Raw genomic sequence first — 25,004 nt, forward strand, 5'->3', positions numbered from 1 at the left:
GCGCGTGGCGCAGCCGCGCTCACATAGAACACCGCCGAACGATGTGCGCGCGCCACATTGGTTTCGCGCTCCGCTCTGCCCAGACTGTGGTCGCCCGCCGCCATTGCCTTGGAGGCCGGGTCAAAGACGGCCGGCAGCCGCGCTGACGGCCATGACAACAGAGACAAACGGAGACATCACCATGATTCGCCACTTGCGCGCCGGCACCGCCTGCGCCGTCCTTGCCCTGCTGCAGCTGAGCGCCTGCGGCGGCGGGGGGAGCAACAACCCCGTGTTCACGCCCATCCCTCCGGTCGCGACGACGCCTGCGACCAACCCGCCCCCCAGCGAACCGCCCCCGGTCTCGACCTCTGCCCTGCAGCGCGCCACCGTCTACGGCAGCGTGCTGGGCACCGACGATGCCGCGGCGACCGGCACCTACAGCTGGAAGGGCGTGCCCTTCGCCAAGCCGCCGGTCGGCGAGCTGCGCTGGAAGGCGCCGGTCGATCCGACGCCGTGGGCCACGGTGAAGACGACGCAGAAGCTGGGCAACGCCTGCGTGCAGACCGGCCGCCTCTACGGCCCGGGCCAGAACAACCAGTACGACGCGACCATCGGCGCCTCCATCGGCAAGACCACGGGCGCCGAGGATTGCCTGTACCTCAACATCTGGGCACCCTCGACGGCGGCGGCGACCGACAAGCTGCCCGTCATCGTCTTCGTCTACGGCGGCAGCAACATCACCGGCTACACGGGCGATCCGGTCTACGACGGCGCGGCGCTCGCGAAGGCGGCCAATGCGGTCGTCGTCACGGTGAACTACCGTCTTGGGATCATGGGGTTCCTGGCCTCGCCGCAGCTCAAGACCGGCGCCGATGCGAACGACGACTCGGGCAACTACGCGATCCTGGACCTCATCAAGGGCATGAAGTTCGTCAACGCGAACATCGCGGCCTTCGGTGGCGATCCGGGCAACGTCACGCTGATGGGCCAGTCGGCCGGCGCCGTCAACATCTACGCACTGATGGTCTCGCCGCTGGTGGCCAACGCCAAGCCGGCCCTCTTCCAGCGGCTGGTTCCGCTGAGCGGCGGCATTGCGACGGCCACGACCCAGCCGAACCAGGTCAATGCGCTCCTGAGCGCCCTCTTGGTGGCCGATGGCACCGTGCCGGACACCACCGCTGCGGCGACCTACATCGCCGGCCAGAGCAATGCCGATCTCGCCGCCTACCTGCGGTCCAAGAGCGCGGACACGCTGCTGCAGACGGTGCTGAAAAAACTGGTGCCGCTCGGCCTCTCGGCGTCCAACCCGTTGAACGACGGCACGGTGGTGCCGGTCGATCCGATCGCGGCGATCAACGCGGGCAAGTTCCTGAAGGTGCCGGTGCTGGCCGGCTACACGCGCGACGAGACCAAGCTCTTCCCGCAGAACCTGGCCACCTCGCCCGCGTTCGGCGGCATCAGCGGCCGGCTCATCGACGATCCGACCGTGTTCTCGATGGCCTACAGCTACGACCCGAACGCCGCGCCGACCACCTCGCTGGCGCAATGGATCCCCGGCCAGTACCTGCCCGTCACGACGCCGGTGACCGGCTTCAACGCGCGGACCGACCTGTACAACCAGTACTTCTTCATCGCGCTGCGCAAGCAGATCTTCCCGGTGCTGCAGGCGCAGAACGTGCCGCTGTGGTGGTACCAGTTCAACTGGGACAAGTCGCCCGCGCCGTTCAACGACATCTTCGGCGCGGCGCACACCTTCGACCTGCCGTTCGTGTTCGGCAACTTCGGCCCGTCGCTCTATTCGAAGTTCGCGAACTCGAAGGCCAACGAGCCGGGGCGGCTGGAGCTCTCTGACGCGATGATGAAGAGCCTCGCGGCGTTCGCCCGCGGCGGTGACCCCAACAACGCAGCGCTGGGGGTCAACTGGCCGCAGTACCCGGCGATGCTGAACTTCGACGCGTCGCTGACGGCCAAGGCGATCACGGTGCAGCCGTAACGCCCTACCGTTGCCGGCATCGTCAGGCCGGTGCCGGCGCGGTGTCCAGGCCGCTTTCTCCCGCGATGTCGTGGAACAGCTCGCGCGAGGCAAAGAGCCAACGCCCGCCGGCCTTCACCAGCCGGTCGGCGTAGGTGCCGGCCACCGCGATCACCGGCCCCGCGGCGCTGTCGCGCACCACGAGGAAATTGGAGCGCACCTGCGCGGACGCGCCCGCCAGGTCGATCACGATGTTGCAGGTCAGGTGCTTGCGCCGCGCGCCCTCGCGCGGCACGGGCACGAGGCCGTCGAGCAGCGCTTCGATGGCCGCCCTGCCCGCGGCGTGGCCGTTGCGGGAGATCCATTCGCCGTCTTCCGCGAAGAGCTGCGCGAAGGCGCCGAGGTCGCGCGCATCGAGCAGGAAGCAGTAGCGCGCAAGCAGTTCGCGGATCTCCTCGCGGTCTTGCAGTTCCATGAGCGTCATGGCGCGAATCCCTCCTTCGCGCCGACGGCATCGCGTGCCGCAACGTCATCGGCCGGCACGATGGGATGGCGTGTCATCGTGAGACACACCGTCACACCGATCAGCAGCAACGCGCCGGCGATGAAGAACGCCACGTCGTAGCTGCCGGTGAACGACACCACGTAGCCCGTGACGATCGGCGCGAGCACGCCGAACAGGTTGCCCCCCGTGACCAGGAAGCCGTGCGCCTTGCCGGTGTTGGCGGGGTTGGGCAGCAGGTCGCTCGCGAGCGCGATGTTCAGGCCCACGGAGCTCCCGATGCTCGTGAGCGACAGCGAGAACAGCGCGAGGATCAGCGTGATGTCGTTGATCCACGGCGTGGCCAGGATGCACGACGAGCACAGCAGCATGACTGCGACCAGGTTGCGCCTGCGGCCCGAATTGACCGGCGCGTTGCGCAGCAACCGGTCGCTGAGCCAGCCCACGAAGATCGTCCCGGGCACCGCGACCGCGTAGGGAATGGCGGTGTAGAAGCCGGTCTTGAGCACGCCCAGACCGCGCGTGGCCTGCAGGTAGCTCGGCAGCCACGAGAGGAACAGGTACACCGTGTACACCGCGCAGCCCTGCACGATGAACAGGCCCCACAGCGTGCGCGAGCGCATCAGCGCCGAGAGCGCGTCGCCCTTCGCCGCCTGCACCGAACCGCCGCGCTGCGCGAGGATCTGCGCGCGCTCTTCGGCGCCGATGAAGCCCGCCTCCTCCGGCGACCGGTACAGCAGCAGCCATGCAGCCACCCATGCGAAGCCGATGGCAGCAGCCAGGTAGAAGCCGCCGCGCCAGCCGAGCTCGCCGACCACGTAGCCCATCACGAGCGAACCCACGGCCGGGCCGGCGTAGCCGCCGCAGTTGAAGACGGTGGTCGCGAGACCCCGCTCGCGTGCCGGCATCCATTCGCGGATGGTGCGCGCGCCCGCCGGATAGGTCGAGGCCTCGCCGAAGCCCAGCACCAACCGCGAGAGGCACGCGCTGACGAAGCCGCCCGAGAGCCCCGTAAGCACCGTTGCAGCCGAGAAGATCGCCATGCCGGACGCGGTCGCGCGCCGCGTGCCGATGCGGTCCACGAGCGCGCCCCATGGCAACACGAACAGCAAGTACGACCAGAGGAAGGCCGAGAACAGATAGCCCAGCTGGATGGTCGAGAGGCCGAACTCCTTGGCGATCGGCTGCGCCGACACCGAGAGCACCACGCGGTCCACGTAGTTGATCGAGCAGCCGGTGAAGAGCAGCAGGTAGATGAGCACGCGGCCCGGTTTGAGCGTCACGGTGCGCCTCCTTCTTGGGCTTCGGCGACCACGCGGAACATGGTCCGCTTCGTGTTCGTGAAATGCGGCCGTGCGATGTCGCTCCACGCGGTGGCGCGCACCGCGAGCCAGGGCGGCGAGCCCAGCACGTCGTCGCGCAGCAGGTCGTAGCAGGCCAGCGACAGCGGGCCGGCGCCGTGGTTGAGAAAGCGCATCGCGCGCACGCAGCCGGGCACCGCGGCGAGCCCGGGCATGTGCTCGGTGTCGTACCAGCGCGAGATCTCGTCGAGCCAGCCCGTCTCGGGGTCGGTCTCGACGACGTAGTGAAAACGCGGGCGCTCGCCGGTGGAGGCGCCCGCGAAGTCGCGCATCGCCTCGAGCGGCGATGCGCGCAGCTCGCTCGCCCAATCGCATCGCGCCTGGAACGCCGCGGCGATCGCTTCGCCATCGGGCGCCTCGGCCGCGTGGGACTTCAGGTAGACGTAGGCCTGCGATCCATCGAGGCTCGTTGCCGCGCGGTGCAGCGCGAGCGCGGCGCCGTTGCCGGCACAGAACGCGCGCACATCCACATCGATGCGCGAAGCCGCAGCGGGCGCGGTGCACATCTGCAGGAGAACGAAATGAGGTTTGCTGTCTTGCATCGCCATCAATCGGGTTTGATCTTCTTGGCGCGAACCACGGCCGACCACTTGGCGCTGTCGCGCGCCAGCAGCGCACTCAGTTCGGCCGGGCTCGACGGCGCGGGCTCGGCGCCCGATGCCATGAGGCGGCTCTTCACGCCCTCGTTGGCGAGCGTGCGGCGCAGCGCCTGGTTCATCGCGTCGGCCACGCCGGCCGGTGTGCCCTTGGCCGCGAACAGCGCATACCAGTTGTCCGAATCGACGCCGGGAATGCCCATCTCCAGGAAGGTCTTGACCTCGGGCAGCAACGGGTGCCGCTTCGATGCGGCGATGCCGATGGGCTTGAGCTTGCGGCTGGTGATGAACGGCAGCAGGCCCGGGATATCACCGAAGAACCCGTCCACATGGCCCGCGAGCACGTCGGTGATGGCGGGCGCGGCGCCCTTGTAGGGCACATGCAGCAGCGGCGTCTTGGCGGCGTCGGAGAGCAGCTCCATCGCCAGATGCGGCACGCTGCCGGTGCCCGATGAAGCGAGCGTCAACGGCTGCTTGCTCTTCTTCGCGGCGGCCACGAATTCGGCGCCCGTGTTGTAGGGCGCGTTGGCGCCGACCACCAGCACCTCGACGTTGCGCACCACCAGCGAGATGGGCGTGAGGTCCTTCGCCGGGTCGTACATGAGCTTCTCGTACAGCGACGGATTGATGGCGACCGCGCCCACGCTGGTGAGCCACAGCGTCTGCGCATCGGGCGCCGAGCGCGACACGTACTCGGCCGCGATGCCGCCGTTGGCGCCCGCCCTGTTCTCGATGATGACCTGGTGGCCGGTTTCCTTGCCGAGCTGCTCGGCGATCGCGCGGGCCACGAAATCGACAGGCCCGCCCGGCGGAAACGCGACGACGATGCGCGTGATCTTGTCCTGCTGCGCGCGCACGGGAAGTCCCGTGGCCGTGAGCGCGGCGGCGGCCAGGCCGTGCAGGCAGTGGCGCCTGTGAACGAGCATGTTCTTCATTCGGTGTCTCCTGATCTTTTTAGGAATGTCAGTCGCAGCGCACGGACATGCCGCCGTCCACCACGATCTCGGTGCCTGTGACGAAGCGCGCTTCGTCCGAGGCGAGAAAGAGCGCCGCCGCGGCGGTGTCGCGCCCGTCGCCCATGAAGGGCAGCGGAATGCGCGCCTGGCGTTCCTTGAGCAGCGCCTGGACGTCGCCGCCCGCGCGCTGCCCGGCCAGCCGCGTCTCGACCATCGGTGTGTGAAGCTGCCCCGGCACCACCGTGTTCACGCGGATGCCCTGCCCCGCGTACTGCACCGCGAGCACGCGCGTGAACTGCATCACCGCGGCCTTGGTGGAGGCGTAGGCGATCTGCGCAGAGCCGGTCCAGCGCGTGGCCGACGTCGAGGCGAGGTTGACGATGGCGCCGCCGCCCTGCGCCAGCATGTGCGGCAGCACATGCTTGCAGGTGAGGAACACGCTCTTCAAGTTGTGGTCCACCTGCGCATCCCACACCTCCTCGGACATCTCGACCGGCCCGCCCTTGGCCGAGCCGCCCACGTTGTTGACCAGCACGTCGATGCGCCCGAAGCGCGCGATGCACTGCGCGACCATCGCCTCGATCGATGCGGCCTGCGTCACGTCGCAAGCACCCGTCGCGAACACGCCGCCGGCCTTCGCGATGAGTTCGGCGGTCTCGCGCATGCGGTCGACATCGCGGTCCACGCCGAACACCTGCGCGCCCTCTTGCGCGAAGCGCACCGCGATCGCGCGGCCGTTGCCCCATCCGGGGCCGACCGAGCCCGCGCCGGTGACGAGCGCGACCTTGCCTTCGAGGCGGCGCGCGGTGGGTTGGAAGAAATCTGCTGCTGTTGCTGTTGCTGCTGTGGTGGTCATGCGTCGAACCGGTAGAAGTCCAGGGGATTGCGCACCAGGATCTGTTCGCGCAGCGCCGCATCCGGCGCGATCTGCGCCAGTGCATCGACAAGCACGCCGTCGTCCGGCACGTGGTGATGGTTGGGGTGCGGCCAGTCGCTGCCCCAGAGGCACCGCTCGGGAAACTCGTGGGCCAGCAAGCGCGCGAGCGCGATGCCGGCGACGTAGTCCGCGCCAGCCGAGATGCGGTCGATGCCGCTCAGCTTCACGCGAAAGAGCGGGTTGCGCAGAAGCGCGCGCAGCGCCGCGAAGTCGGCATGGTCCGCGCCGAGCGAGGCATCGACGCGCCCCATGTGGTCGATGACCACCGGCACCGCGCTGCGTGCGAGCGGCGCGGCCAGCGTGTGCACCAGGCTGCTTTCGAAATGCACCTGCAGGTGCATGCCCAGTGGCGCGAGCCGGCGCGTGAAGGCGACGATGTCGTCCACGCCGGCGGAGGCGCCCAGGTGCTTCATGAAGTTGAAGCGCACGCCGCGAAAGCCCGCCGCGGCCAGGCGCGCGAGCTCGGCATCGGCCACATCGAGCGGCACCAGCGCCACGCCCAGGTAGCGCCCGCCGCCCGCGGCGATCGCGTCCTCGATCACGCGGTTGTCGAAGCCGTGCACCAGCGACTGGACGATCACGCAGCGGTCGATGCCCAGGTGCTTGTGCAAGGCGAAGAGTGCTTCCTTCGGCGCGTCGGCGGGCGTCCAGTTCAGCGATTCGGAAAAAGGGAATTGCGCGGCCGGTCCGAAGATGTGCACATGCGCGTCGCAGGCGCCCGGCGGCAGCCGCAGGCGCGGCGCCGAGGGCTGCGGGTTGTAGGTCAAGGTAGTTGGCATGTCGTTGTCTCTCGAATGAATTGTCTGGCGCTGCCTTTGGTCCGGGTCCTGCTCTTTTCGGATACCAGCTATCCGTAAAATGCATCGCACATGGACCTCTCGCGCCTCAACTATTTCGTCGCCGTCGTCGAGGCGGGCAGCTTCAGCCGCGGCGCCGCATCGCTGCACATGTCGCAGCCCGCACTGAGCCGGCAGATCCTGCTGCTCGAGGAAGAAGCCGGGCAGCCGCTGCTCGTTCGCACGGGTCGCGGGGTGGAAGCGACCGAGTCGGGCCTCGCGCTGCTGGCGCATGCACGTTCGATCCTGGAGATGGCCGAGCGGGCGCGCGCCGACATGCAGGAGCGCCGCGCGAGCCCGCACGGCCGCGTCGTGGTGGGCCTGCCGCCGCGTGTGGCGCACGTGCTCGCGGCCGACCTGGTGGAGCGCTTTCGCGAGAAGTTTCCCGATGCGGTCATCAGCGTGGTCGAGGGCCTGAGCATCCGCCTGCGCGAATGGCTGGTCGCGGGGAAGCTCGACCTTGCAATCCTGTTCGATCCGCCCCCCTCGGCACAGATGCAGGAGGAAACGCTGGCGCGCGAGCCGCTCGTCGTGATCGGCCCCGCGCCGCTGCCGCGCCGCATGAAGCTGGCCGACGTGGCCGCCCTGCCGCTGGTGATGCCCAGCGGCCCCAACGCACTGCGCCAGTTGCTCGAGCGCGAAACCAAGCCGCGCGGCATGCCGCTGTCCATCGTCGCGGAGGTCGATTCGGTGCAGACCGTGCTGTCGCTGGTGGCGCGCGGCGTGTCGTACACGGTGCTGCCGCAGAGCGCGGTGCGGTTGTGGACCTATGACCAGCCCCTGCATCGCGCGGCCATCCATGCGCCGGCCATCCGCAACCGCATCGTGCTGGCCATTCCGAAGGCGCGGCCCGCGACGCGCACCAGCCGCTGGGCGGCGCAGGTGCTGCGCGAGCTGGCGCTGGAACACTACGGAAGCACCAAGGCCGATTGAGGCTCAGTGCCCGATCTCGAGCGCCACGAGGAAGCGCGACACCATGTTGTAGGCGCCCACCGTGACCATCGCATCGACCACCTGCTGCGGCGTGAAGCGCGCGCTGACCTGCTGGTAGAGGGCAGCCGGCACCTCGATGCTGTTCGTCATCGCATCGGTGAGCTCGATGAGCAGCGCCTCGTCGGCCGACAGGCCCGGGCCGATGGACGCCGGGTCCGACAGCGCATCGACCGCCGCCTGCGAGGCGCCCGCCTGCAGCGCGATCGGCACGTGCGCGTCGTATTCGTAGCGCGCGCGGTTGAGCACCGCCACGCGCAGGATGACCAGCTCGCGCGCCGCCGCGGGCAGGCTGTTGTGGCGGCGCACGGCCGTCAGCAACTGCTCCCAGCCATGCGCCATCGGCGGGCTGTTGAGCAGCACCTGGTAGAGCGGCGAGACGCGGCCGCGCTGCCTGGCGATTTCCGCTTCGAGCGTGGCGAGTTCGGGGCGGCTTCCGGTTTCGACGGGAGAGATTCGCATGATGGTTTCGGTTCGAAGATGAAAAGGTAAAAAAGGTCTGCGCTCAGATCATGGGCGTGGCCGCGCCATCCATGGCGATGGTCGCGCCGGTCACGTAGCTCGCGCGGTCCGAGGCGAGAAAGACCACCATGTCGGCGATCTCGCGCGGCTCGGCGGGCCGGCCGATGGGAAGCGTCGCGCCCGGTGCGGCGGGCGCGGGCCGGCCTTCGAGCGCGGCCAGCCGCGCCTCGGCTTCCTGGCGCTGGCGCAGCCGTTCTGTAGCCACTTGGCCTGGGTTGAGCGCATTGATGCGCACGCCTTGCCGCGCATACGCCGCCGCCATGCCGGCGCTCGCGAGCAGCAGCGCGGCATTGGCGGCGCCGCCGGCCAGGTGCGTCGGGTTGGCGACCTTGCCGCCCGCGCCGACGATGTTGACCACGCTGCCCGAACCGCGCAACGCCATGCGCTGCACGGCCGGCGCCATGACGTGGATGTAGCTGAAGAACTTGGCCTGCATCGCGTCGCTCCACGCCGCGGCATCGAGCTCGTCCGGCGGCCTGCGCTTGGCGGCGCCGGCGCAGTTGACCAGCACGTCGAGCGGGCCCGACGCGGCCTCGATCCCATCGAGCGCGGCGAGCGCCGATGCGGGGTCGCGCAGGTCGGCCGCGTGCCATGCGACGCGGCCCTGCGTCTCCAGCGACAGCGCGGCCGCGCGCAAGGCGGTGTCGTTGCGCGACAGCATCGTCACGCGCGCGCCTTCGGCCAGAAAAGCCTGCACGCACGCGAAGCCGATGCCGCGGCTCGCGCCGGTCACGAGCACGTGGCGCCCGGCAAGTCCGAGGTCCACGCGCTCAGCCCCGCTTTTCGAGCAGCCCGCCGTCCACCGGCAGGATCACGCCCGTGATGTAGCGCGCCTCGTCGGACGCGAGGAACAGCGCCGCGTTCGCCACGTCCCACGCCGTGCCCATGCGGCCCATCGGCACCAGCGCCTCGCGCTCCGCGCGGATCACGTCGCGCGAGACGCCGCGCTCCTGCGCGCGGCGCTCGATGGCCATGGGCGTGTCGATCAGGCCCGGCAGGATCACATTGGCGCGGATGCCGTGGCGCGCGTTCTCCATCGCGATGTGCTGCGTCATCGTGTTGACCGCGCCCTTGCTGGTCTTGTAGGTGATGCTCGGCCGCGCCGCCAGCGACGAGGTCGATGAGATGTTGACGATGCAGCCCGACTGCCGCTCGATCATGTGCGGCAGCACGTGCTTGCAGGTCATGAACATGCCCTTCAGGTTCATCGCCATGATGGCGTCCCACGCGTCGGCGTCCATATCGACCGTCTTGCGGTCGCCCTTGGAGCGGCCCACGTTGTTGTGCAGGATGTCGATGCGGCCGTGGCGCTCGATGCATGCGGCCGCGATCGCCGCGCAGTCGGCCTCGCGCGTGATGTCCGCGCGCAGCACCGAGGCGCTGCCGCCCAGGGCGGCGACGGCATCGCGCGTGCTCTCGGCCCATTCTTCGTTGATGTCCACCAGCAGCAGCGTCGCGCCCTCTCGCGCGAAGCGCTCCGCGGTCGCGCGGCCGTTGCCCACCGTGTCGCCGGGCTGCTGCCCTGCGCCCACGATGATGGCGATCTTGCCTTCCAGTCTTCCTGTGCCCATGTCGTTCCTGTGTATGTGATTCGCCGCCTTGCTTGCAGCGGCGTTCAGTCGATCGTGATGTGGCCGTCGGTGACGACCTTGCGCCAGCGCGCTTCTTCCGCGCGCATGAACTTCGTCATCTCCTGCGGCGAGTTGACGGCCACGGTCAGGCCCTCGTTCGCCAGGCGCTCGCGGTACGCCGGCGCCTCGGCGGCCTTGCGCAGCGCGGCGTTCAATCGATCGAGCACCGCGGGCGGCGTGCCGCCCGGCGCGAAGATCGCGTACCAGACCTCCGCGCTGTAGCCGGGGATCGTCTCGGCGATGGTGGGCACGTTCTTGTAGGCGGCCGAGCGCTGCGGCGAGGTCACCGCCACGGCGCGCATCTTTCCGCTCTCGACGAACTTGGCGACACCGCCGGCCGTGCCGAACACCATGTCGATCTGCCCGCCGAGCAGGTCCGTGTAGGCCGGGCCCGCGCCGCGGTAGGGCACGTGCGTGATGTTGACCTGCGCCATGTTCTTGAAGAGCTCGCCGGCCAGGTGCACGGCCGAGCCGTTGCCCGAGGAGCCGTAGTTCAGCTTGCCCGGATTGGCCTTGGCCGCCTTGACGACATCGGCAATGGTCTTGTAGGGGCTGTTGGGCCGCGTGACCAGCACGTTGGGGCCGTGGCAGATGAGGCCCACTTCGGTGAAGCCCTTCTCGGTGTCGTAGGGCAGGCTCTTCACGAGCGAGGCGTTGATCGCGATCGCCGAGGTGGTGAGGAGCAGCGTGTAGCCGTCGGCGCTTGCCTTGGAGACGATGTCCGAGCCGATCACGGTGCCGGCGCCCGCGCGGTTGTCGATGACGACCGGCTGCCCCAGTTCGACCGCGAGCGCCTGGCCGAGCACGCGGCCGACCACGTCGGTGCCGCCGCCGGCGGTGAACGGAATCACGACGCGCAGCGGGCGCGACGGAAAGGCATCGGCGGCGCGTGCGGCCGTGGCGATGAAGAGGGCCGGTGCGCCGGCAATGGCCGTGCCGGCCGTGGCCATGCGCAGCACGGCGCGGCGCTGCAGGCTGGGGAATTTCAAAGTCGTCTCCTTGTTCTGTCTGGCGATGCCCTTCATGAAAGGCATCGTGGCGAACAGGAAGTCTAGGAACGCGGGCGCGCCCTGCTTTGACGATTCGGCAAAGCTCCTTTTCCGGCGCCTAGGCGCCCGGGCCTTCGCCGGACACCAGGTGCGCGAGAAATTCCTGCGCCGCCGGCGACAGCGCCGCACGGTCGCCGACGCACACCCACAGCTGCCGGTGCGCCCAGTCGTCTTCGAGTGGCAGCACCACGAGGCCCATGCGCGCCTCGTAGTTGCGCGCGATGCCCACCGGCACGATCGCCAGGCCCAGGCCCTCCCGCACCAGCTCGCACCGGGCCTCGGGGTTGGACACCTGCGCGCGCACCCGCAGCGGACGCGTCAGCGCGGGCGCGATGAGCTGCATGAACTCCTCCACGCTGTGGCGCGGGAAGTAGCCGAGGAAGTCGTAGTCGAGCGCGTCTTCGAGCCGCAGCGTTTCCCGCCGGGAAAGCGCGTGGCCCACCGGCACGACCAGCCCGACGCGGTCGGTGCGGTAGGGCATCGACACCACGCCGGCCGCCGGATGCGCCGCGTGATAGACGCCGATGTCCGCCTCGCCGTCGGCCACGATGCGCGGCACGTCGTAGCTGAAGGCCTCCATCAGATCGACGCGCGAGTCCGGCGCCTTGCGCGAGAAGCTGCTGATCTCCGACGGCAGGAACTGCTGCACCGCCGACGAATTGGCCACGAGGCGGATCTTGGGCACGCCGCTGGCCGAGTACGCGCCGAGCGATGTCTGCACCTGCGCGAGCGTGCGCAGGATTGCCTTGGCCTGCTGATAAAGCATCGCGCCCGCGGGCGTGGCCTCCACGCCCCGGCCGTGGCGGCGCAGGAGGCGGGTGCCCAGCTGGCGTTCGAGTTCGGTGATGCGCTTGCTCGCGGCGGAGGTGACGACATGCACCCGGTCGGCCGCACGCGAAAGGCTTTTCTCCTCAATGGCGGCCACGAGGATTTCGAGTGAGGCGATGTCCATCGCGCGATTTTCAGTCATCGGGCGGGCGGAGTTGACAGTGTTGAATTGAACATTCTTTAGCCTCATTAGAAGAATTCATTGAGTATTTTTCACAATCGTGTAACGCGCAAACAGCATCCTTTGGTTCCCATTTCGGGCGGCATCTCCCGGGCGATCAGCGCCTCGCGGCGTGCCGCCTTCATTCCAGAGGTTCACGGTGACGGCGACTCAAACATTCTCAAAACGCTTCCTGGTGGTGGCCTGCGCGGTCTTCCTCGCGTCATGCGGGGGAGGCTCGGGCAACGGCGGAGGTTCGTTCTTTCCGCTGCTCCCGCAGGGTCCGAATTCCGGCAATCCCGGCGGCCCGGCGACGCCGGACAATCCGCCCCCTTCCGGTGACGCGGGCGCCAAGCACACCGCGTCGGTGAGCGTGCAAGGCGACGGCAGCGGCGACGTGGAGTCGCTGGACACCGCCATCGCCTGCGACACGCAATGCAGCGCCGACTACGCCGCGGGCACGAGCGTCAAGCTCATCGCCACCGCCGCGCGCGGCTCCGTCTTCGCCGGCTGGCAAGGCGCCTGCGAAGGCACCACCGATGCCTGCGAGCTCACGATGGACGAGGCACGCAGCGTCGTCGCGAAGTTCTCGCTCGCCGAGAAAGCCGCGCCCACGGGCACCTGGTTCAAGGGCGACACGCACGTGCACGACGACCACTCCGACGACGGCAGCGCGCCGCGCCAGCTGAACCACGACATCGCCAAGGGCAACCTCTCGCTGGCCGACCAGATCGGCCAGGCCGGTCGCACGGGCCTGGACTTCATGCCCTTCACCGACCACCGCACCTACGACCAGCACTACGACCCGCTGTGGGAATCGTCGTCGCTGCTGCTCCTGCGCGGCGAAGAGGCCAACGGCAAGCCGCACGCCATCTCGCTGGGCGGCGTGGATTCGGTCGTGCAGGGCGCGATGCACCCCGACCGCGCGCAGTTCGCGCTGGTGCAGCAATCGATCTGGGACGCGCATGCGCAGGGCGCCATCTGGTCGATCGCGCATGCCGACGACGGCGAGATGAATGCCGACGGCTCGCCCAACATCAACGCCAGCGTGCAGGGCGTGAACCTGGTCGAGGTGTGGAACCGCTCCAAGAGCCCCGACAAGCAGATGGACTACGCAGAGAACCGCTGGAACGCGGGCTTCCGCTTCGGCGTTGCGGGCGCGAGCGACAACCACTTCCGCGAGTACTGGGGCGCGCCCTACCTCAACAGCCCCGGCATGCCCGTGACCAAGGTGCTGGCCAAGGCCTACAACGAGCGCGGCATCCTCGAAGCCATGCGCGCGGGCTACACGAGCCTGTCGATCAACCCGACCGGCCCCGCCGTCTCGATGACCTCCGACCTCAAGGGCGGCGGCTACACGGCCATGAGCGGCGACGAGGTCTTCGTTCCCGCGGGCACCGCCGGGCACCTGCGCATCAACGTGCAGCGCGCCGCGGGCATGGACGTGCTGGTGTTCCGCATGCCCGGCAAGAGCGCCGGCCCGTTCAAGACCTTCAAGCCCACCCGCGACGACGAGACCTACAGCGTGGACGTCACCGCCGGTTCGCAGCCCGACTGGTACCGCGTCGAAGTGCGCGGCCTCAACGTGCCGATTCCGCCGGCCGCGCAGGTCGTGGAGCTGAAGGCGGCCGTGTCGCCGATCTTCGTGTCGCCCGCGCCGGTCGAGGCGAAGGCGGAAGTGGCCGTGCCGAAGGAAGACAGCGTGGCCGACGGGGCCCTGCGCGTGGCGGGTGCGCGCGGCGATTTCGCGGGCTTCCCCGACATCGTGGCCGCGGAAGGCGTGGTGCATGCCGTGACCGAGATGCACGGCGATGCGAGCAGCACCGTCGTCTACCGCCGCCGCGATGCCAAGGGCGCCTGGAACGATGCCGGCCGGACGCTGAGCGGCAAGGGCATCGCGCGCTTTCCGCGCGTGGCCGTGCGCGGCACCGACGTGTGGGTGGCGTGGGAGGAAGACACCGTGCAGGTACCGCATCGCCCGGTCATCAACCTGCGCCATTCCGCCGACGGCGGCATGACCTGGGCATCGACCGAAACGGTGCGCTCGCTCGAAGGCCGCGCCGAGCATCCGGACCTCGCCATCGCAGCCAGCGGCAAGCCGGTGGTCACGTGGCAGGAAATCCAGAGCGGCCAGCCCTTCGACATCATGGTGCAGGAAGTCGGCACCGACGCGCAGCCGCGCAACCTCTCGCGCGCCGGCAAGTCCGTCGATGCCGGCGTGCTCGACGACACGCGCTCACCGCACTACCCCGCCTCGGTGCTGCCGAACGTGACGGTCGCGGCCGATGGCCGCGTGGCCGTGGCGTGGCAGGACAACCGCAACGACCAGGACCCGCTGTGGACCGGCGCGGCCGCCTACGGCGACGGCTCCAACCCCGACGACTGGCAGATCCAGGTCGCGGTGCGCGCCGCGGCCGGTGCATGGGCTGCGCCCGTGAGCCTCGGCGCCACGGACCGTGCCGACCGCCATCCCGACGTGGCCTTCGCGGGCAACGGCGACCTCGTCGTCGCCTGGGAAAGCAAGGAGCAGGAGCCGGCCGGCAAGAACCTCGCGGTGCTCGCGGCGGTATCGGGCGACGGCGGCGCGACCTTCTCGGCGCCGGCCGTGCTGGCCGCCGAGCCGACCACGATGAGCCAGCGCCCGCGCCTGGGCGTGGACACCGACGGCGCGGTGCGCGTGGTCTGGTTCGACTCGCGCTCGGCCGACTGGCGTTGGCGCGTGATGACGGCCGTCTACCGCAAGCCCGCGGGCTGGGATGCGGGGACGCTGCTGAAGGGCTCGGGCATCAACACGTGGCCTGTGACTTCGGGCGGCGTGATCGCGTTCGCGAGCACGCGCAATGCGACGCGGTTGCAGCGGGACCAGACGCAGCAGGTGTTCCTTCTGTCTGCGAAGTGACCTGCCATCGCGCATGAAAAAAGCCCCGCCATGGCGGGGCTTTTTTTCGTCCGGTTGGCGATGCCTGTCGATCACTCCGCCTCGATCTTCGCGGCCTCCACCACTTTGCCCCAGCGCACGTACTCGGCCTTGCTGAAGTCGGCGAGCTGCTTCGCATCCATGTAGTCGGCCGTCGCGCCGAGCTCGGCCGCCTTCTGCTGGAAGGCCGGCGTCGCCACGATCTTGGAGATCTCGGCGTTGAGCCGGTCGATGACGGGCTGCGGCGTCTTGGCCGGTGCGAACACCGCGAACCACGAGGTCGCGTCGAGGTTCGGCAGGCCTACTTCCGCGGCCGTCGGCACGCCCGGCAGCGACGCGACGCGCGTCTTGCCCGTGACGGCGATGGCGCGCAGCTTGCCCGACTGGATGAACGGCATGAACGGCGGCGGCGTGCCGAAGGTCATGTCGACCTGGCCGCCGAGCAGGTCCTGCAGCGCCGGCCCCGTGCCCTTGTAGGGAATGTGCGTGATGCGGATGCCGGCCTGCTGCTCGAGCATGGCGCCGGTCACGTGCTGCAGCGAGCCGGGGCCCGACGACGCGAAGGTGAGCTTGCCGGGGTGCGCCTTGGCGTAGGCGATGAGTTCGGCCATGTTCTTGACCGGCACGTCCGCGCGCACCACCACCACCTGCGGCGCGCTCAGCACGTTGGCCACCGCGCGCAGGTCTTCGGGCGCCCACTGTTTCTGCTTGATGACGTGCGGGGAGATGACGTGGTAGCCCGAGTACTGCATGAGCAGCGTCTGGCCGTCGGGCTCGGCGCGCTTGACCTGCACCGCGGCGATCACGCCGCTCGCGCCCGCCTTGTTGTCCACGATGACCGACTGGCCCAGCGCCTTGCCCAGCGGATCGGACAGCATGCGCCCCGCGATGTCGGTCGTGCCGCCGGCCGCGGCGCCCACGACCATCGTGACGGGGCGCGTGGGGTAGGTCTGCGCGAAGGCGCCGGTGCCGATCAGCGCTGCGAAAGCGGTCAACGCGCAGAGGCTGCGGCGTGACACGGATGAAGGTTTCGGATGCAGTTTCATGTCGTTGTCTCCTGGTTTTCTATGAAGTTGAAATCGATGGGAAATCAGTGATCGCGCGCCAGGGCCCGCGCACGCGTGGCTTCGAAATCGGCCGGCGCCGGATGCAGGTCGAGCCGGCGTCCGGCCTTCGCGATCTGGCTCGGCGTGTCGTGGCCGATGAGCGCCGGCAGGCGCCGCGCGGCCGCCAGCAGCGCCGGCACGTCGATGCCGGTGTCGTAGCCCATGAGCTCCAGCGCGTGCGCGATGTCCTCGCTGCACACGTTGCCCGACGCGCCCGGCGCATAGGGGCAGCCGCCGATGCCGCCGATCGACGCGTCGAAGCAGTGCGCGCCCGCGTCGATGGACGCGAGCACGTTCGCCAGGCCCATGCCGCGCGTGTTGTGGAAGTGCAGGGTCAGGTCGGTGGCGGGCCAGCGCGCGATGAATGCGCGCACCATGCCTGCCACTTGACCTGGATACGCCATGCCCGTGGTGTCGCACAGCGTGATGCCCGTCGCGCCGATCTCGTCGATGAAGCGGCCGCACCATGCGAACACGTCGCTCTCGGCGAGGTCGCCTTCGATCGGGCAGCCGAAGCTGCACGAGAGCGACACATTGACCCCCACGCCGGCTTGCCGCGCGAGCGCCGCCACTTCGGCGAGGCCGCGCAGCGACTGCTCGCGCGTCAAGCGCAGGTTGGCGAGGTTGTGGCTCTCGCTGGCCGACATGACGAGGTTCATTTCGTCCGTCCGCGCATCGATGGCGCGCTCGGCGCCGCGCACGTTGGGCACGAGCGCGCTGTAGACGACGCCTGGCACGCGCTCGATCTCGCGCAGCACGATCTCCGCATCGGACAGCGCGGGTATCGCCTTCGGCGAGACGAAGGCCGTGACCTCGATCTTTGCCATGCCCGCGCGCGAGAGCGCGTTGACCAGCACGATCTTGTCCTCCGTCGGCACGAAGGCCGCGACGGCCTGCAGGCCGTCGCGGGTGCCGACCTCGTACATCCTGATGCGCTGCGAAGCGCCGTTCCAGACCGCGTTCATGCGACCACCTTTCTGCCGCGCAAGGCGGCGATGTCATCGGCGGTGAAGCCGAGTTCGTCGAGCACCGAATCCGTGTCGTCGCCCAGGCCCGGCGCCGACGAGCGCACCGTGCCCGGCGTGCCCATGAGCTTGGGCACCACGCCGGGCACCTCGATGTCGTGGCCGTCGCGCGTGCGTTGTTGCAGCAGCATGTCGCGCGCGCGGTAGTGCGGGTCTTCGCAGATGTCCCTGGCGGTGTAGACCTTGCCGGCGGGCACGCGCGCCGCGCCGAGCACGTCGAGCACCTCGGCCACCGAGCGCCCCTGCGTCCAGGCCTCGATGGCCCGGTCGAGTTCTTCCACGCGCGCCACGCGGCCCGCGTTGTCGGCGAGCGCCGCATCGGCGCCGAGGTCCTCGCGCCCGATGGTCTGCATCAGCCGCTTGAAGATGCTGTCGCCGTTGCCCGCGATCAGCACGAAGCCGTCGCTGCAGCGGTAGGCGTTCGAGGGCGCGATGCCTGGCAGCGCGCTGCCCGCGGGTTCGCGCACCGCGCCGAACGCGCTGTACTCGGGCACGAGGCTTTCCATGACGTTGAACACCGCCTCGTTGAGCGCGACGTCGATCACCTGCCCCTTGCCGCCATTCACCTTGCGGTGGTAGAGCGCCGTGAGCACGCCGATGGTGCCGTGCAGTGCGGCCAGCGTGTCGCCGATGGAGATGCCGCAGCGCACCGGCACCTGGCCCGGCTCGCCAGTGAGGTGGCGCAGCCCGCCCATCGCCTCGCCGATGGCGCCGAAGCCCGGCAGGTCGCGGTAGGGGCCGGTCTGTCCGTAGCCGGAGATGCGCAGCATCACAAGGCCCGGGTTGAGCGCCGAGAGCACGTCGTAGCCCATGCCCCAGCCTTCCAGCGTGCCGGGACGGAAGTTCTCGATCAGCACGTCGGCCTCGGCGATGAGCTTGCGCGCGATGTCCTGGCCTTCGGTGCTGCGCAGGTCCAGCGCGATGGAGCGCTTGTTGCGCGACTGCACCTGCCACCAGACCGAGGTGCCCTCCTGGATCAACCGCCAGTTGCGCAGCGGGTCGCCGCTGCCGGGCGGCTCGATCTTGACGACGTCGGCGCCGAATTCGCCGAGCGTCTTGCCCGCGAAGGGGCCGGCGATGAGCTGGCCCATCTCGATGACGCGCACGCCTTGCAGGGCGCTGGGCGTTGGTGTGGGGATGGGGAACGTAGAAGCCATGTGTTGTCTCCGGGTGGAGTGCAGACGGTGTGCTGCATCCGATGCCCGGATTCTGGGCAGCGGGCTCTCTGGAGGGAACGACAAAGGCGCGCACCCAGCTTTCGCGGATCACGAAAGCTGGAAGGGGTTAACCCGCGCAGAGGTGGTCGATGAGCGTTCGCACGTGGCGCGGCACCGCGCCCGCGTCGCGCAGGCCGATCACCAGGCGACGGCGGGTCCAGTCGTCTTCGAGCGTGATCTCGCGCAGGTTCATCGAGCGCAGGTGCGGCTGGATCGCCTCGCGCGGCAGCACCGCCACGCCCATGCCCGCGGCGACCATCTGGCACATCGCATCGAAGCTGCGCACCTGGATGCGCAGCTTCAGGCGCCGCCCGAGCGTCTCGGTCGCGGCCTGCAGGCGCTGCGCGAGCGAGGTCGCGCCCGAGAGGCTCACGAAGTCGCAGTCGCAGGCCTCCTCGAAACGCACGCTCTTGCGGCGCGCGAGCGGGTGGCCGCGCGGCACAACCAGCACGAGGCGGTCTTCGCGGTAGTTCACGATGTCCAGGCCCAGCGTGGGCGTGCGGTCCGCGAAGATGCCCACGTCGGCGCGGCCGTCGAGCACGGCCAGCACGATCTCGCTGCTGTTCTGCTCCTCGAGCTCGATGCGGATGCCGGGGTTGGCGGCCACGAAGCTCGCAAGCTCGCGCGGCAGGAACTGCGTCACGGCCGAGGTGTTGACCCACAGGCGCACCACGCCCACCACGCCCGAGGCGTAGTCCGACAGGTCGGCCGAGAGCTGCTCGACGTCGTTCAGGATGCGCTGCGCATGCCGGCGCAGCGCATCGCCCGCGACGGTGAGCGTGACGCCGCGCGAATGGCGCTCGAAGAGTTCGGTGCCCACCGCGGCCTCGAGGTCGGAGATGCGCTTGCTGGCCGCACCCACCGCCAGGTGCGCGAGTTCGGCGCCCTTGCTGATGCTGCCGGTGCGCACCACGAGGTTGAAGAGCGAGAGCGAGACGAGGTCGAGGCGGTGCAGGTTCACGGCTGCGTGCAGTGCTTGGATGCGGAGTGAAAAGCGGGGTGCCATTGTGCGCGCCGGAACCTGATCGGCCCCTCAACGCTTTCCCTTTCCCCTTCGCTTTTGTTAGGCCCGAATGAGCATCCGAGCACGCTGCCTGGTTATTGCAGCAGGCGAAAACACGCGAGGTTTCGATCCGTAAGATCGCGCCCCAACGCCGCGAGGCGCAACGAGAGCTCGCATGAAATTCAGGTTATGGATGGCAACGCTGGCCGTCATCGCGGCTGCGGCCGTCGGCGCCGGCGCCTATGCATGGCAACCGTCCATCGACGCCCTGCCCGACCGCCCCGTACCGAGCGACAACCCCGCGCTGCTCGCGCAAGGCGCACGCATCGCGGCGCAGGGCGACTGCATGGTCTGCCACACCAGCGCCCATGGCAAGCCCTACGCGGGCGGCCTGCCGCTGAAGACGCCCTTCGGCACGATCTACAGCACCAACATCACGCCCGACACAGCCACCGGCATCGGCAGCTGGTCGCTCGCGGCCTTCGAGCGCGCGATGCACTCGGGCGTCTCGCGCGACGGGCACCTGCTGTATCCGGCCTTTCCCTACGCGCACTTCACGCGGATGACGCAGGAAGACGTCGGCGCGCTCTATGCATACCTGATGGCGCGCACGCCGGCCGAGTCCAAGCCGCCGGCGAACGAACTCGTGTTTCCGCTCGGCTTCAGGCCGCTGGTGGCGGGATGGAACCTGCTGTTCCTGCAGCGCGGGCCACTGCCTGCACCGGCAACGCAGCAGTCGGCCGAATGGCTGCGCGGCCAGTACCTCGTCGAAGGCGCGGGGCACTGCGCGGCCTGCCACACGCCGATGAACACGCTCGGCGCCGAGAAAAGCGGCCAGGCCTTCGCGGGCAACCTGATCGATGGCTGGGAGGCGCCGCCGCTCAATGCGCTGGCATCGAAGTCGCCCAAGCCGTGGACGCGCGAGCAGCTCGTGGCGTACCTGCGCACCGGCCTTTCGAGCGAACACGGCGCCGCCTCCGGCCCGATGCGTCCGGTGACTCAGCACATGGCCGATGTGCCCGAGGACGATGTGCGCGCGATCGCGACGTACATCCTCGCGCTCGACACCAAGGCGCCGGCACCATCCGCATCGACAACGCCCGCACCTGCACCCGCACCGGCCGTCGCAACGGCAGGCCAGCGCGTCGACAGCGGCGCAGCCCTGTTCGCCGGTGCGTGCGCCGGCTGCCACGCCGCCACCGCCCCGATGGGCACGATCGGCGAGCGGCCTTCGCTGGCCCTGAGCACCGCCATCAACGCCGACAGCGCACGCAACGCGATTCGCACCGTGCTCGGCGGCAATCCATGGAACGGCTCCACGGCGGCGCATTTCATGCCGCCCTTCGCCGACGCACTGAGCGATGCGCAGATCGCCGAAGTCCTGACCTACGTGCGCGCCAGTTCCACGCAGCGGCCGCCCTGGCCCGACCTGGAAAAGGACGTCGCCCACATCCGCAACGAGGCATCGCCGAAATGATCACCCTGACCGTCAACGGCACCGACCATGCGCTGGACATCGACCCGTCGATGCCGCTGCTCTACGCGCTGCGCAACCACCTGAAGCTCAACGGCGCGAAGTACGGCTGCGGCCTGGGCCAATGCGGCGCCTGCACCGTCATCGTCGACAAGCGCCCGGTGTTCTCGTGCCTCATGCCGGTGTCGGCCGTCGGCCAGCGCGCGGTGCGCACCATCGAAGGCCTGGGCAGCGCCGAGAAGCCCGCGCCGATCCAGAAAGCATTCATGGACCAGCAGGCCGCGCAGTGCGGCTACTGCATCGCGGGCATGGTGATGCGCGCGCAGGCGCTGCTCGACGAGCAGCCCGGTGCGAACGAAGAAGAAATCCGCCGCCACATGCAGCCCAACCTCTGCCGATGCGGCACGCACATGCGCATCGTCGCGGCGATCGTGCAGGCCTCGCAGACGATGGCGCGCAAGGGAGCGGCTGCATGAGTGCACAACCCTTAGAGACCGTTCGCGGTCCGTCGCGCCGCCACTTCCTCGCGGCCGGCTCGCTGACGGTGAGCTTCGCGCTCTGGCCCACCGCTTCCGCACTGGCGCAGCAGGCTACCGAGGCCGCCGCACCCGTCGCTGTCGATGGCGGCGCGGCCAAGCTGCCGGGCGACCTCGGCAGCACGCCAATGCTCGATGCGTGGATTCGCATCGACGAGAAAGGCGCGATCACCGTCTTCACCGGCAAGGCCGAACTCGGCACGGGCATCCGCACCGCGTTCATCCAGATCGCGGCCGAGCAACTGGGCGTGCTGCCGCCGGCCATCCACCTCGTCACCGCCGACACGGGCGCGACGCCCAACGAGGGCTACACCGCTGGCAGCCACTCGACGGCCGACAGCGGCACGGCGATCCTGCATGCGGCCGCGCAGGTGCGCGCGCTGCTGCTGGACACGGCAGCTACCAAGCTCGGCGTGGCGGCCGATCAGCTCACGGCGCGTGACGGCAAGATCACTTCGGCCGACGGGCGCAGCCTGAGCTACGGCGATGCCGTCAGCGGCCTCGACCTGCACCGCCGCGCCGAGCCGCGCTCCGATCTGGTCGCGCCTGCGAAGCACCGCGTCATCGGCCAGTCGCTGCGCCGCGTCGACATTCCCGGCAAGGTCACGGGCGGCGCGAGCTACGTGCAGGACATGCGCCTGCCGGGCATGGTGCATGCGCGCATCGTGCGGCCGCCGTCGTATGGCGCGACGCTCACGGCGCTCGACAGCGCGGCCGTCGAGAAGATGCCGGGCGTGCTGAAGGTGGTGCGCGACGGCAGCTTCGTCGCAGTCGTCGCCGAGGACGAATGGCAGGCCATCCAGGCGATGCGTGCATTGACCGGCGCCGCGCGCTGGCAGCCGCAGGCCGCGCCGCTGCCCACGCCCGCCACCATCGCCGACACGCTGATGAAGCTGCCGGCCCGCGAGATCCACGTCGGCGACCGGCATGGCACCGCGGCGCCCGCCGCGAAGACGCTCCACGCGCGCTTCACCAAGCCCTATCTCGCGCACGCGTCGATCGGCCCTTCGTGTGCGGTCGCGCAGTTCGATGTCGAGGGCGCCAAGCTCAGCGTCTGGACCCATTCGCAGGGCGTGTTCCCGATGCGCGCGGCGCTGGCCGAGCTGTTGTCGATGAAGCCCGAGGACATCCGCTGCATCCACGTCGAAGGCTCGGGCTGCTATGGCCACAACGCCGCCGACGATGCGGGCGCCGAGGCAGCGCTCATCGCGCGCGCCCTGCCCGGCAAGCCGGTGCGCGTGCAATGGATGCGCGAAGACGAATTCACCTGGGAGCCCTTCGGCCCCGCGATGGTCACCGACGTGAAGGCCTCGCTCGATGCCGACGGGCGCGTGGTCGACTGGCAGTACGAGATCTGGAGCAACTCGCACAACCAGCGGCTGGACAACGCCGGGCGCTTCATCTCCGCGCAGTACCTGGCCAAGCCCTTCGTGCCCGCGCCGCCCAAGCCGATCCCGATGCCCGAGGGCGGCGGCGACCGCAACAGCCTGCCGCTGTACAACTTTGCGAACTACGAGGTGCAGCACCACTTCCTGCCCGACATGCCGGTGCGCGTCTCGGCGATGCGGGGCCTGGGCGCGTTCATGAACGTCTTCAGCATCGAGAGCTTCATGGACGAGCTGGCCGCGGCCGCGGGCGCCGACCCGGTCGCGTTCCGGCTCAAGCACCTGGACGATCCGCGTGCGCGCGACGTGGTCAACCTGGCCGCGCAGCGCTTCGGCTGGGATGCGAAACGCAAGCGCGTGCCCCACCGCGGCGTGGGCTTCTCGTTCGCGCAGTACAAGAACCTCATGAGCTACCTCGCGCTCGCGGTCGAGATTTCGATCGTTCCCGAGACCGGCGAGGTGCGCATCGAGCGCGCGGTGGCGGCCATCGATTGCGGGCAGGTGGTCAACCCCGACGGCGTGCGCAACCAGGTCGAGGGCGGCATCCTGCAGTCGTCCAGCTGGGCGCTGTTCGAGCAGGTGCAGTACGACAGCCAGCGCATCCGCAGCCACGACTGGAGCGGCTATCCGATCATGCGGTTTTCCGAGGTGCCGCGAAAGGTGGAGGTGCACCTCATCGACCGCCCAGGCGCGCCGTTTCTCGGCACCGGCGAAGCCTCGCAAGGGCCCGCGCCCGCGGCGATGGCCAATGCGATCGCCGATGCCACAGGCCGGCGCCTGCGCACGCTGCCGCTCGCGGCCGAGGGCCGGCTCAAGGAATACCGCACGGGCTGAAGTGCGCATCAACTCGCAGTCACGCACAGTCACGCGCATCACGTAGCATCGCGGCCCATGAGCTACACCGTGAAACTGATCGACTTCCCCGACGCGCCGCACGACGTCATCGCCACCGCCGAGACGCGCTTTCGCCGCGAACTGGACAAGCTATTGGGCGACAACGTCGAGCCCGCACTGAAGGCGTTCGAGAACGCCAGCGAGTCCAGCGCCGACGAACTCACCAAGGACGAGATCGCGCTGGCCGCGAGCTGGGCCAAGGCCTACGAAGCGGCGAAGACAGCAGGCTTTCGCGCGCTCGGCGAGGCCGACGAGGCGTACTTCGAAGTCCGCGTGGAATGATGCCGCGCTGATTGCGCTTCAGGCGCTGCGCACGGGCGGCGCGCCGGTGTCGATGGCCTTGTAGTTGACCAGCCCGCCCAGGTCGAGCACCGTCAAACCCCGCTTCTCCAGGCGAATGAGCTGCAGTGCCTGCAGGCGTTGCAGCGCCACGTTCACACGCTGCCGAGACACATTTGCCAAAAGGCCGATCTCGACCTGCCCCACCTCCAGGAAGCGCGGGGCGTCCGGGTACAGGTCGGGGTTGAAAAGGCTCGCGAGGCAATTGGCGACGCGCGCATCGGTATCGAGCAGCCGCTCGTGCGCGAGCGCGCCGATGAAAAGGCTCAGCCGCGCATTCAGCAAATCCTGCAGGTAGTGGTTGAACGGCACGCTGGTGCCGCGCAGCCATTCGAAGGTGCGGCGCGGCATCAGCGCCACGCGCGTGGGCCGCAGCGCCATCACGTCGTAGCGGCGCGCCTCGTGCTTGAAGAGCGAGCCCTCGCCGAACCACACGCCGGCCGAGACGCCGGTGAGCGTGGAGACGCGCCCGTCTTCCGAGGCCACCGACATCTTGGCGAAGCCGTCGATGAGCCCCATCCAGTGCTCGACCATCTGCCCCGCCCGCGCGATGCAGGCGCCGCGCGCGAACTGCCGTTCCTGCATGCTGCCGAGCACATGCTCGACGTCGGCGGGCGAGAGCCCCGCCGCCCAGCGCGAGTGCCGGACCATGTCTTCCATCGCATGCGCGGTCGGCGCCGGTGCGGAATCAGGGATTACCTCTAGCGATTGGCGCCTCATGTGTCGTCGCGACGACCGCAGCGTGGAACGTCCATCCTTAATCTTCCAATACACATAACAGAAGGA

Annotated in this window: 23 protein-coding genes; 7 read left to right on the forward strand and 16 right to left on the reverse strand. The window is 69.3% G+C overall.

What is annotated here, in order from left to right; all coding sequences use genetic code 11:
- The first annotated feature begins 181 nt into the window (after nt 1–181).
- Nucleotides 182–1,975, forward strand: coding sequence for a carboxylesterase/lipase family protein (locus ACZYRS_RS20855; RefSeq protein WP_463420777.1), 1,794 nt, complete (start codon nt 182–184; stop codon nt 1,973–1,975).
- 22 nt (nt 1,976–1,997) lie between these two features.
- Here the strand turns inward: ACZYRS_RS20855 and ACZYRS_RS20860 are convergent, their stop codons facing one another.
- Genes ACZYRS_RS20860 through ACZYRS_RS20885 form a run of 6 tightly spaced genes read right to left on the reverse strand, consistent with a single transcriptional unit; the run spans nt 1,998 to nt 7,085 of the window.
- Nucleotides 1,998–2,438, reverse strand: coding sequence for a nuclear transport factor 2 family protein (locus ACZYRS_RS20860; RefSeq protein ID WP_463420778.1), 441 nt, complete (start codon nt 2,436–2,438; stop codon nt 1,998–2,000).
- Nucleotides 2,435–3,739 carry an MFS transporter gene (locus tag ACZYRS_RS20865; RefSeq protein WP_463420779.1) on the reverse strand — a complete coding sequence of 435 codons (1,305 nt, stop codon included), beginning with the start codon at nt 3,737–3,739 and terminating at the stop codon, nt 2,435–2,437. Before ACZYRS_RS20865 ends, ACZYRS_RS20860 begins: the two co-directional genes overlap by 4 nt.
- Nucleotides 3,736–4,359, reverse strand: a complete 624-nt coding sequence (locus tag ACZYRS_RS20870) for a hypothetical protein (RefSeq protein ID WP_463420780.1) — start codon at nt 4,357–4,359, stop codon at nt 3,736–3,738. The genes ACZYRS_RS20865 and ACZYRS_RS20870 overlap by 4 nt, the downstream gene beginning before the upstream one ends.
- Before the next feature lie 5 nt (nt 4,360–4,364).
- The gene (locus ACZYRS_RS20875) at nt 4,365–5,348 is read right to left on the reverse strand and encodes a Bug family tripartite tricarboxylate transporter substrate binding protein (RefSeq protein ID WP_463420781.1); all 984 of its coding nucleotides are present in this window, start codon (nt 5,346–5,348) and stop codon (nt 4,365–4,367) included.
- Nucleotides 5,349–5,376: 28 nt separating this feature from the next.
- A complete protein-coding gene (locus tag ACZYRS_RS20880) occupies nt 5,377–6,225 on the reverse strand; it encodes an SDR family NAD(P)-dependent oxidoreductase (protein WP_463420782.1) in 849 nt (282 codons plus the stop codon).
- Nucleotides 6,222–7,085, reverse strand: coding sequence for an amidohydrolase family protein (locus ACZYRS_RS20885; RefSeq protein ID WP_463420783.1), 864 nt, complete (start codon nt 7,083–7,085; stop codon nt 6,222–6,224). The genes ACZYRS_RS20880 and ACZYRS_RS20885 overlap by 4 nt, the downstream gene beginning before the upstream one ends.
- 90 nt (nt 7,086–7,175) lie before the next feature.
- Between ACZYRS_RS20885 and ACZYRS_RS20890 the strand changes: the two genes are divergently transcribed.
- Nucleotides 7,176–8,075 carry a LysR family transcriptional regulator gene (locus ACZYRS_RS20890; RefSeq protein WP_463420784.1) on the forward strand — a complete coding sequence of 300 codons (900 nt, stop codon included), beginning with the start codon at nt 7,176–7,178 and terminating at the stop codon, nt 8,073–8,075.
- Nucleotides 8,076–8,078: 3 nt separating this feature from the next.
- Here the strand turns inward: ACZYRS_RS20890 and ACZYRS_RS20895 are convergent, their stop codons facing one another.
- The 5 genes from ACZYRS_RS20895 to ACZYRS_RS20915 all read right to left on the reverse strand — a co-directional run bounded on the left by ACZYRS_RS20895 (nt 8,079) and on the right by ACZYRS_RS20915 (nt 12,286).
- Nucleotides 8,079–8,594: a carboxymuconolactone decarboxylase family protein gene (locus tag ACZYRS_RS20895; protein WP_463420785.1), complete on the reverse strand. Its 516-nt coding sequence runs from the start codon at nt 8,592–8,594 to the stop codon at nt 8,079–8,081.
- Between the two features lie 43 nt (nt 8,595–8,637).
- Nucleotides 8,638–9,420, reverse strand: coding sequence for an SDR family NAD(P)-dependent oxidoreductase (locus ACZYRS_RS20900; protein WP_463420786.1), 783 nt, complete (start codon nt 9,418–9,420; stop codon nt 8,638–8,640).
- 4 nt (nt 9,421–9,424) lie between these two features.
- Nucleotides 9,425–10,225: an SDR family NAD(P)-dependent oxidoreductase gene (locus ACZYRS_RS20905; RefSeq protein WP_463420787.1), complete on the reverse strand. Its 801-nt coding sequence runs from the start codon at nt 10,223–10,225 to the stop codon at nt 9,425–9,427.
- A gap of 44 nt (nt 10,226–10,269) precedes the next feature.
- Nucleotides 10,270–11,274 (reverse strand): tripartite tricarboxylate transporter substrate binding protein, encoded by a 1,005-nt coding sequence (locus tag ACZYRS_RS20910; protein WP_463420788.1) that lies wholly within the window; start codon nt 11,272–11,274, stop codon nt 10,270–10,272.
- Between the two features lie 118 nt (nt 11,275–11,392).
- The gene (locus tag ACZYRS_RS20915) at nt 11,393–12,286 is read right to left on the reverse strand and encodes a LysR family transcriptional regulator (RefSeq protein ID WP_463420789.1); all 894 of its coding nucleotides are present in this window, start codon (nt 12,284–12,286) and stop codon (nt 11,393–11,395) included.
- A gap of 403 nt (nt 12,287–12,689) precedes the next feature.
- On the opposite strand from ACZYRS_RS20915, the gene ACZYRS_RS20920 reads away from it, so the two are divergent.
- Nucleotides 12,690–15,221 carry a CehA/McbA family metallohydrolase gene (locus tag ACZYRS_RS20920; protein WP_463420790.1) on the forward strand — a complete coding sequence of 844 codons (2,532 nt, stop codon included), beginning with the start codon at nt 12,690–12,692 and terminating at the stop codon, nt 15,219–15,221.
- Between the two features lie 71 nt (nt 15,222–15,292).
- On the opposite strand, the gene ACZYRS_RS20925 is transcribed toward ACZYRS_RS20920, so the two are convergent.
- From ACZYRS_RS20925 to ACZYRS_RS20940, 4 genes are all read right to left on the reverse strand, one after another.
- Nucleotides 15,293–16,285, reverse strand: coding sequence for a Bug family tripartite tricarboxylate transporter substrate binding protein (locus ACZYRS_RS20925; protein WP_463420791.1), 993 nt, complete (start codon nt 16,283–16,285; stop codon nt 15,293–15,295).
- A gap of 44 nt (nt 16,286–16,329) precedes the next feature.
- Nucleotides 16,330–17,310, reverse strand: coding sequence for a hydroxymethylglutaryl-CoA lyase (locus ACZYRS_RS20930; protein ID WP_463420792.1), 981 nt, complete (start codon nt 17,308–17,310; stop codon nt 16,330–16,332).
- Nucleotides 17,307–18,527, reverse strand: coding sequence for a CaiB/BaiF CoA transferase family protein (locus ACZYRS_RS20935; RefSeq protein WP_463420793.1), 1,221 nt, complete (start codon nt 18,525–18,527; stop codon nt 17,307–17,309). Before ACZYRS_RS20935 ends, ACZYRS_RS20930 begins: the two co-directional genes overlap by 4 nt.
- Nucleotides 18,528–18,654: 127 nt before the next feature.
- The gene (locus tag ACZYRS_RS20940; protein WP_198784417.1) at nt 18,655–19,548 is read right to left on the reverse strand and encodes a LysR substrate-binding domain-containing protein; all 894 of its coding nucleotides are present in this window, start codon (nt 19,546–19,548) and stop codon (nt 18,655–18,657) included.
- 217 nt (nt 19,549–19,765) lie between these two features.
- Here ACZYRS_RS20940 and ACZYRS_RS20945 point away from each other — a divergent pair, with 217 nt between their 5' ends.
- Genes ACZYRS_RS20945 through ACZYRS_RS20960 form a run of 4 tightly spaced genes read left to right on the forward strand, consistent with a single transcriptional unit; the run spans nt 19,766 to nt 24,161 of the window.
- Nucleotides 19,766–21,067, forward strand: coding sequence for a c-type cytochrome (locus tag ACZYRS_RS20945; protein ID WP_463420794.1), 1,302 nt, complete (start codon nt 19,766–19,768; stop codon nt 21,065–21,067).
- Nucleotides 21,064–21,540, forward strand: coding sequence for a (2Fe-2S)-binding protein (locus ACZYRS_RS20950; RefSeq protein WP_463420795.1), 477 nt, complete (start codon nt 21,064–21,066; stop codon nt 21,538–21,540). Before ACZYRS_RS20945 ends, ACZYRS_RS20950 begins: the two co-directional genes overlap by 4 nt.
- Complete coding sequence (locus ACZYRS_RS20955; RefSeq protein WP_463420796.1) at nt 21,537–23,819, forward strand: xanthine dehydrogenase family protein molybdopterin-binding subunit; 2,283 nt, start codon at nt 21,537–21,539, stop codon at nt 23,817–23,819. The genes ACZYRS_RS20950 and ACZYRS_RS20955 overlap by 4 nt, the downstream gene beginning before the upstream one ends.
- Nucleotides 23,820–23,876: 57 nt before the next feature.
- On the forward strand, nt 23,877–24,161 hold the full coding sequence (locus ACZYRS_RS20960; RefSeq protein WP_463420797.1) for a hypothetical protein: 285 nt from the start codon (nt 23,877–23,879) through the stop codon (nt 24,159–24,161).
- Between the two features lie 18 nt (nt 24,162–24,179).
- On the opposite strand, the gene ACZYRS_RS20965 is transcribed toward ACZYRS_RS20960, so the two are convergent.
- Nucleotides 24,180–24,878, reverse strand: coding sequence for a Crp/Fnr family transcriptional regulator (locus ACZYRS_RS20965; protein WP_463420798.1), 699 nt, complete (start codon nt 24,876–24,878; stop codon nt 24,180–24,182).
- Nucleotides 24,879–25,004: the final 126 nt, after the last annotated feature.

This window comes from Variovorax sp. AC194, from assembly GCF_979257995.1.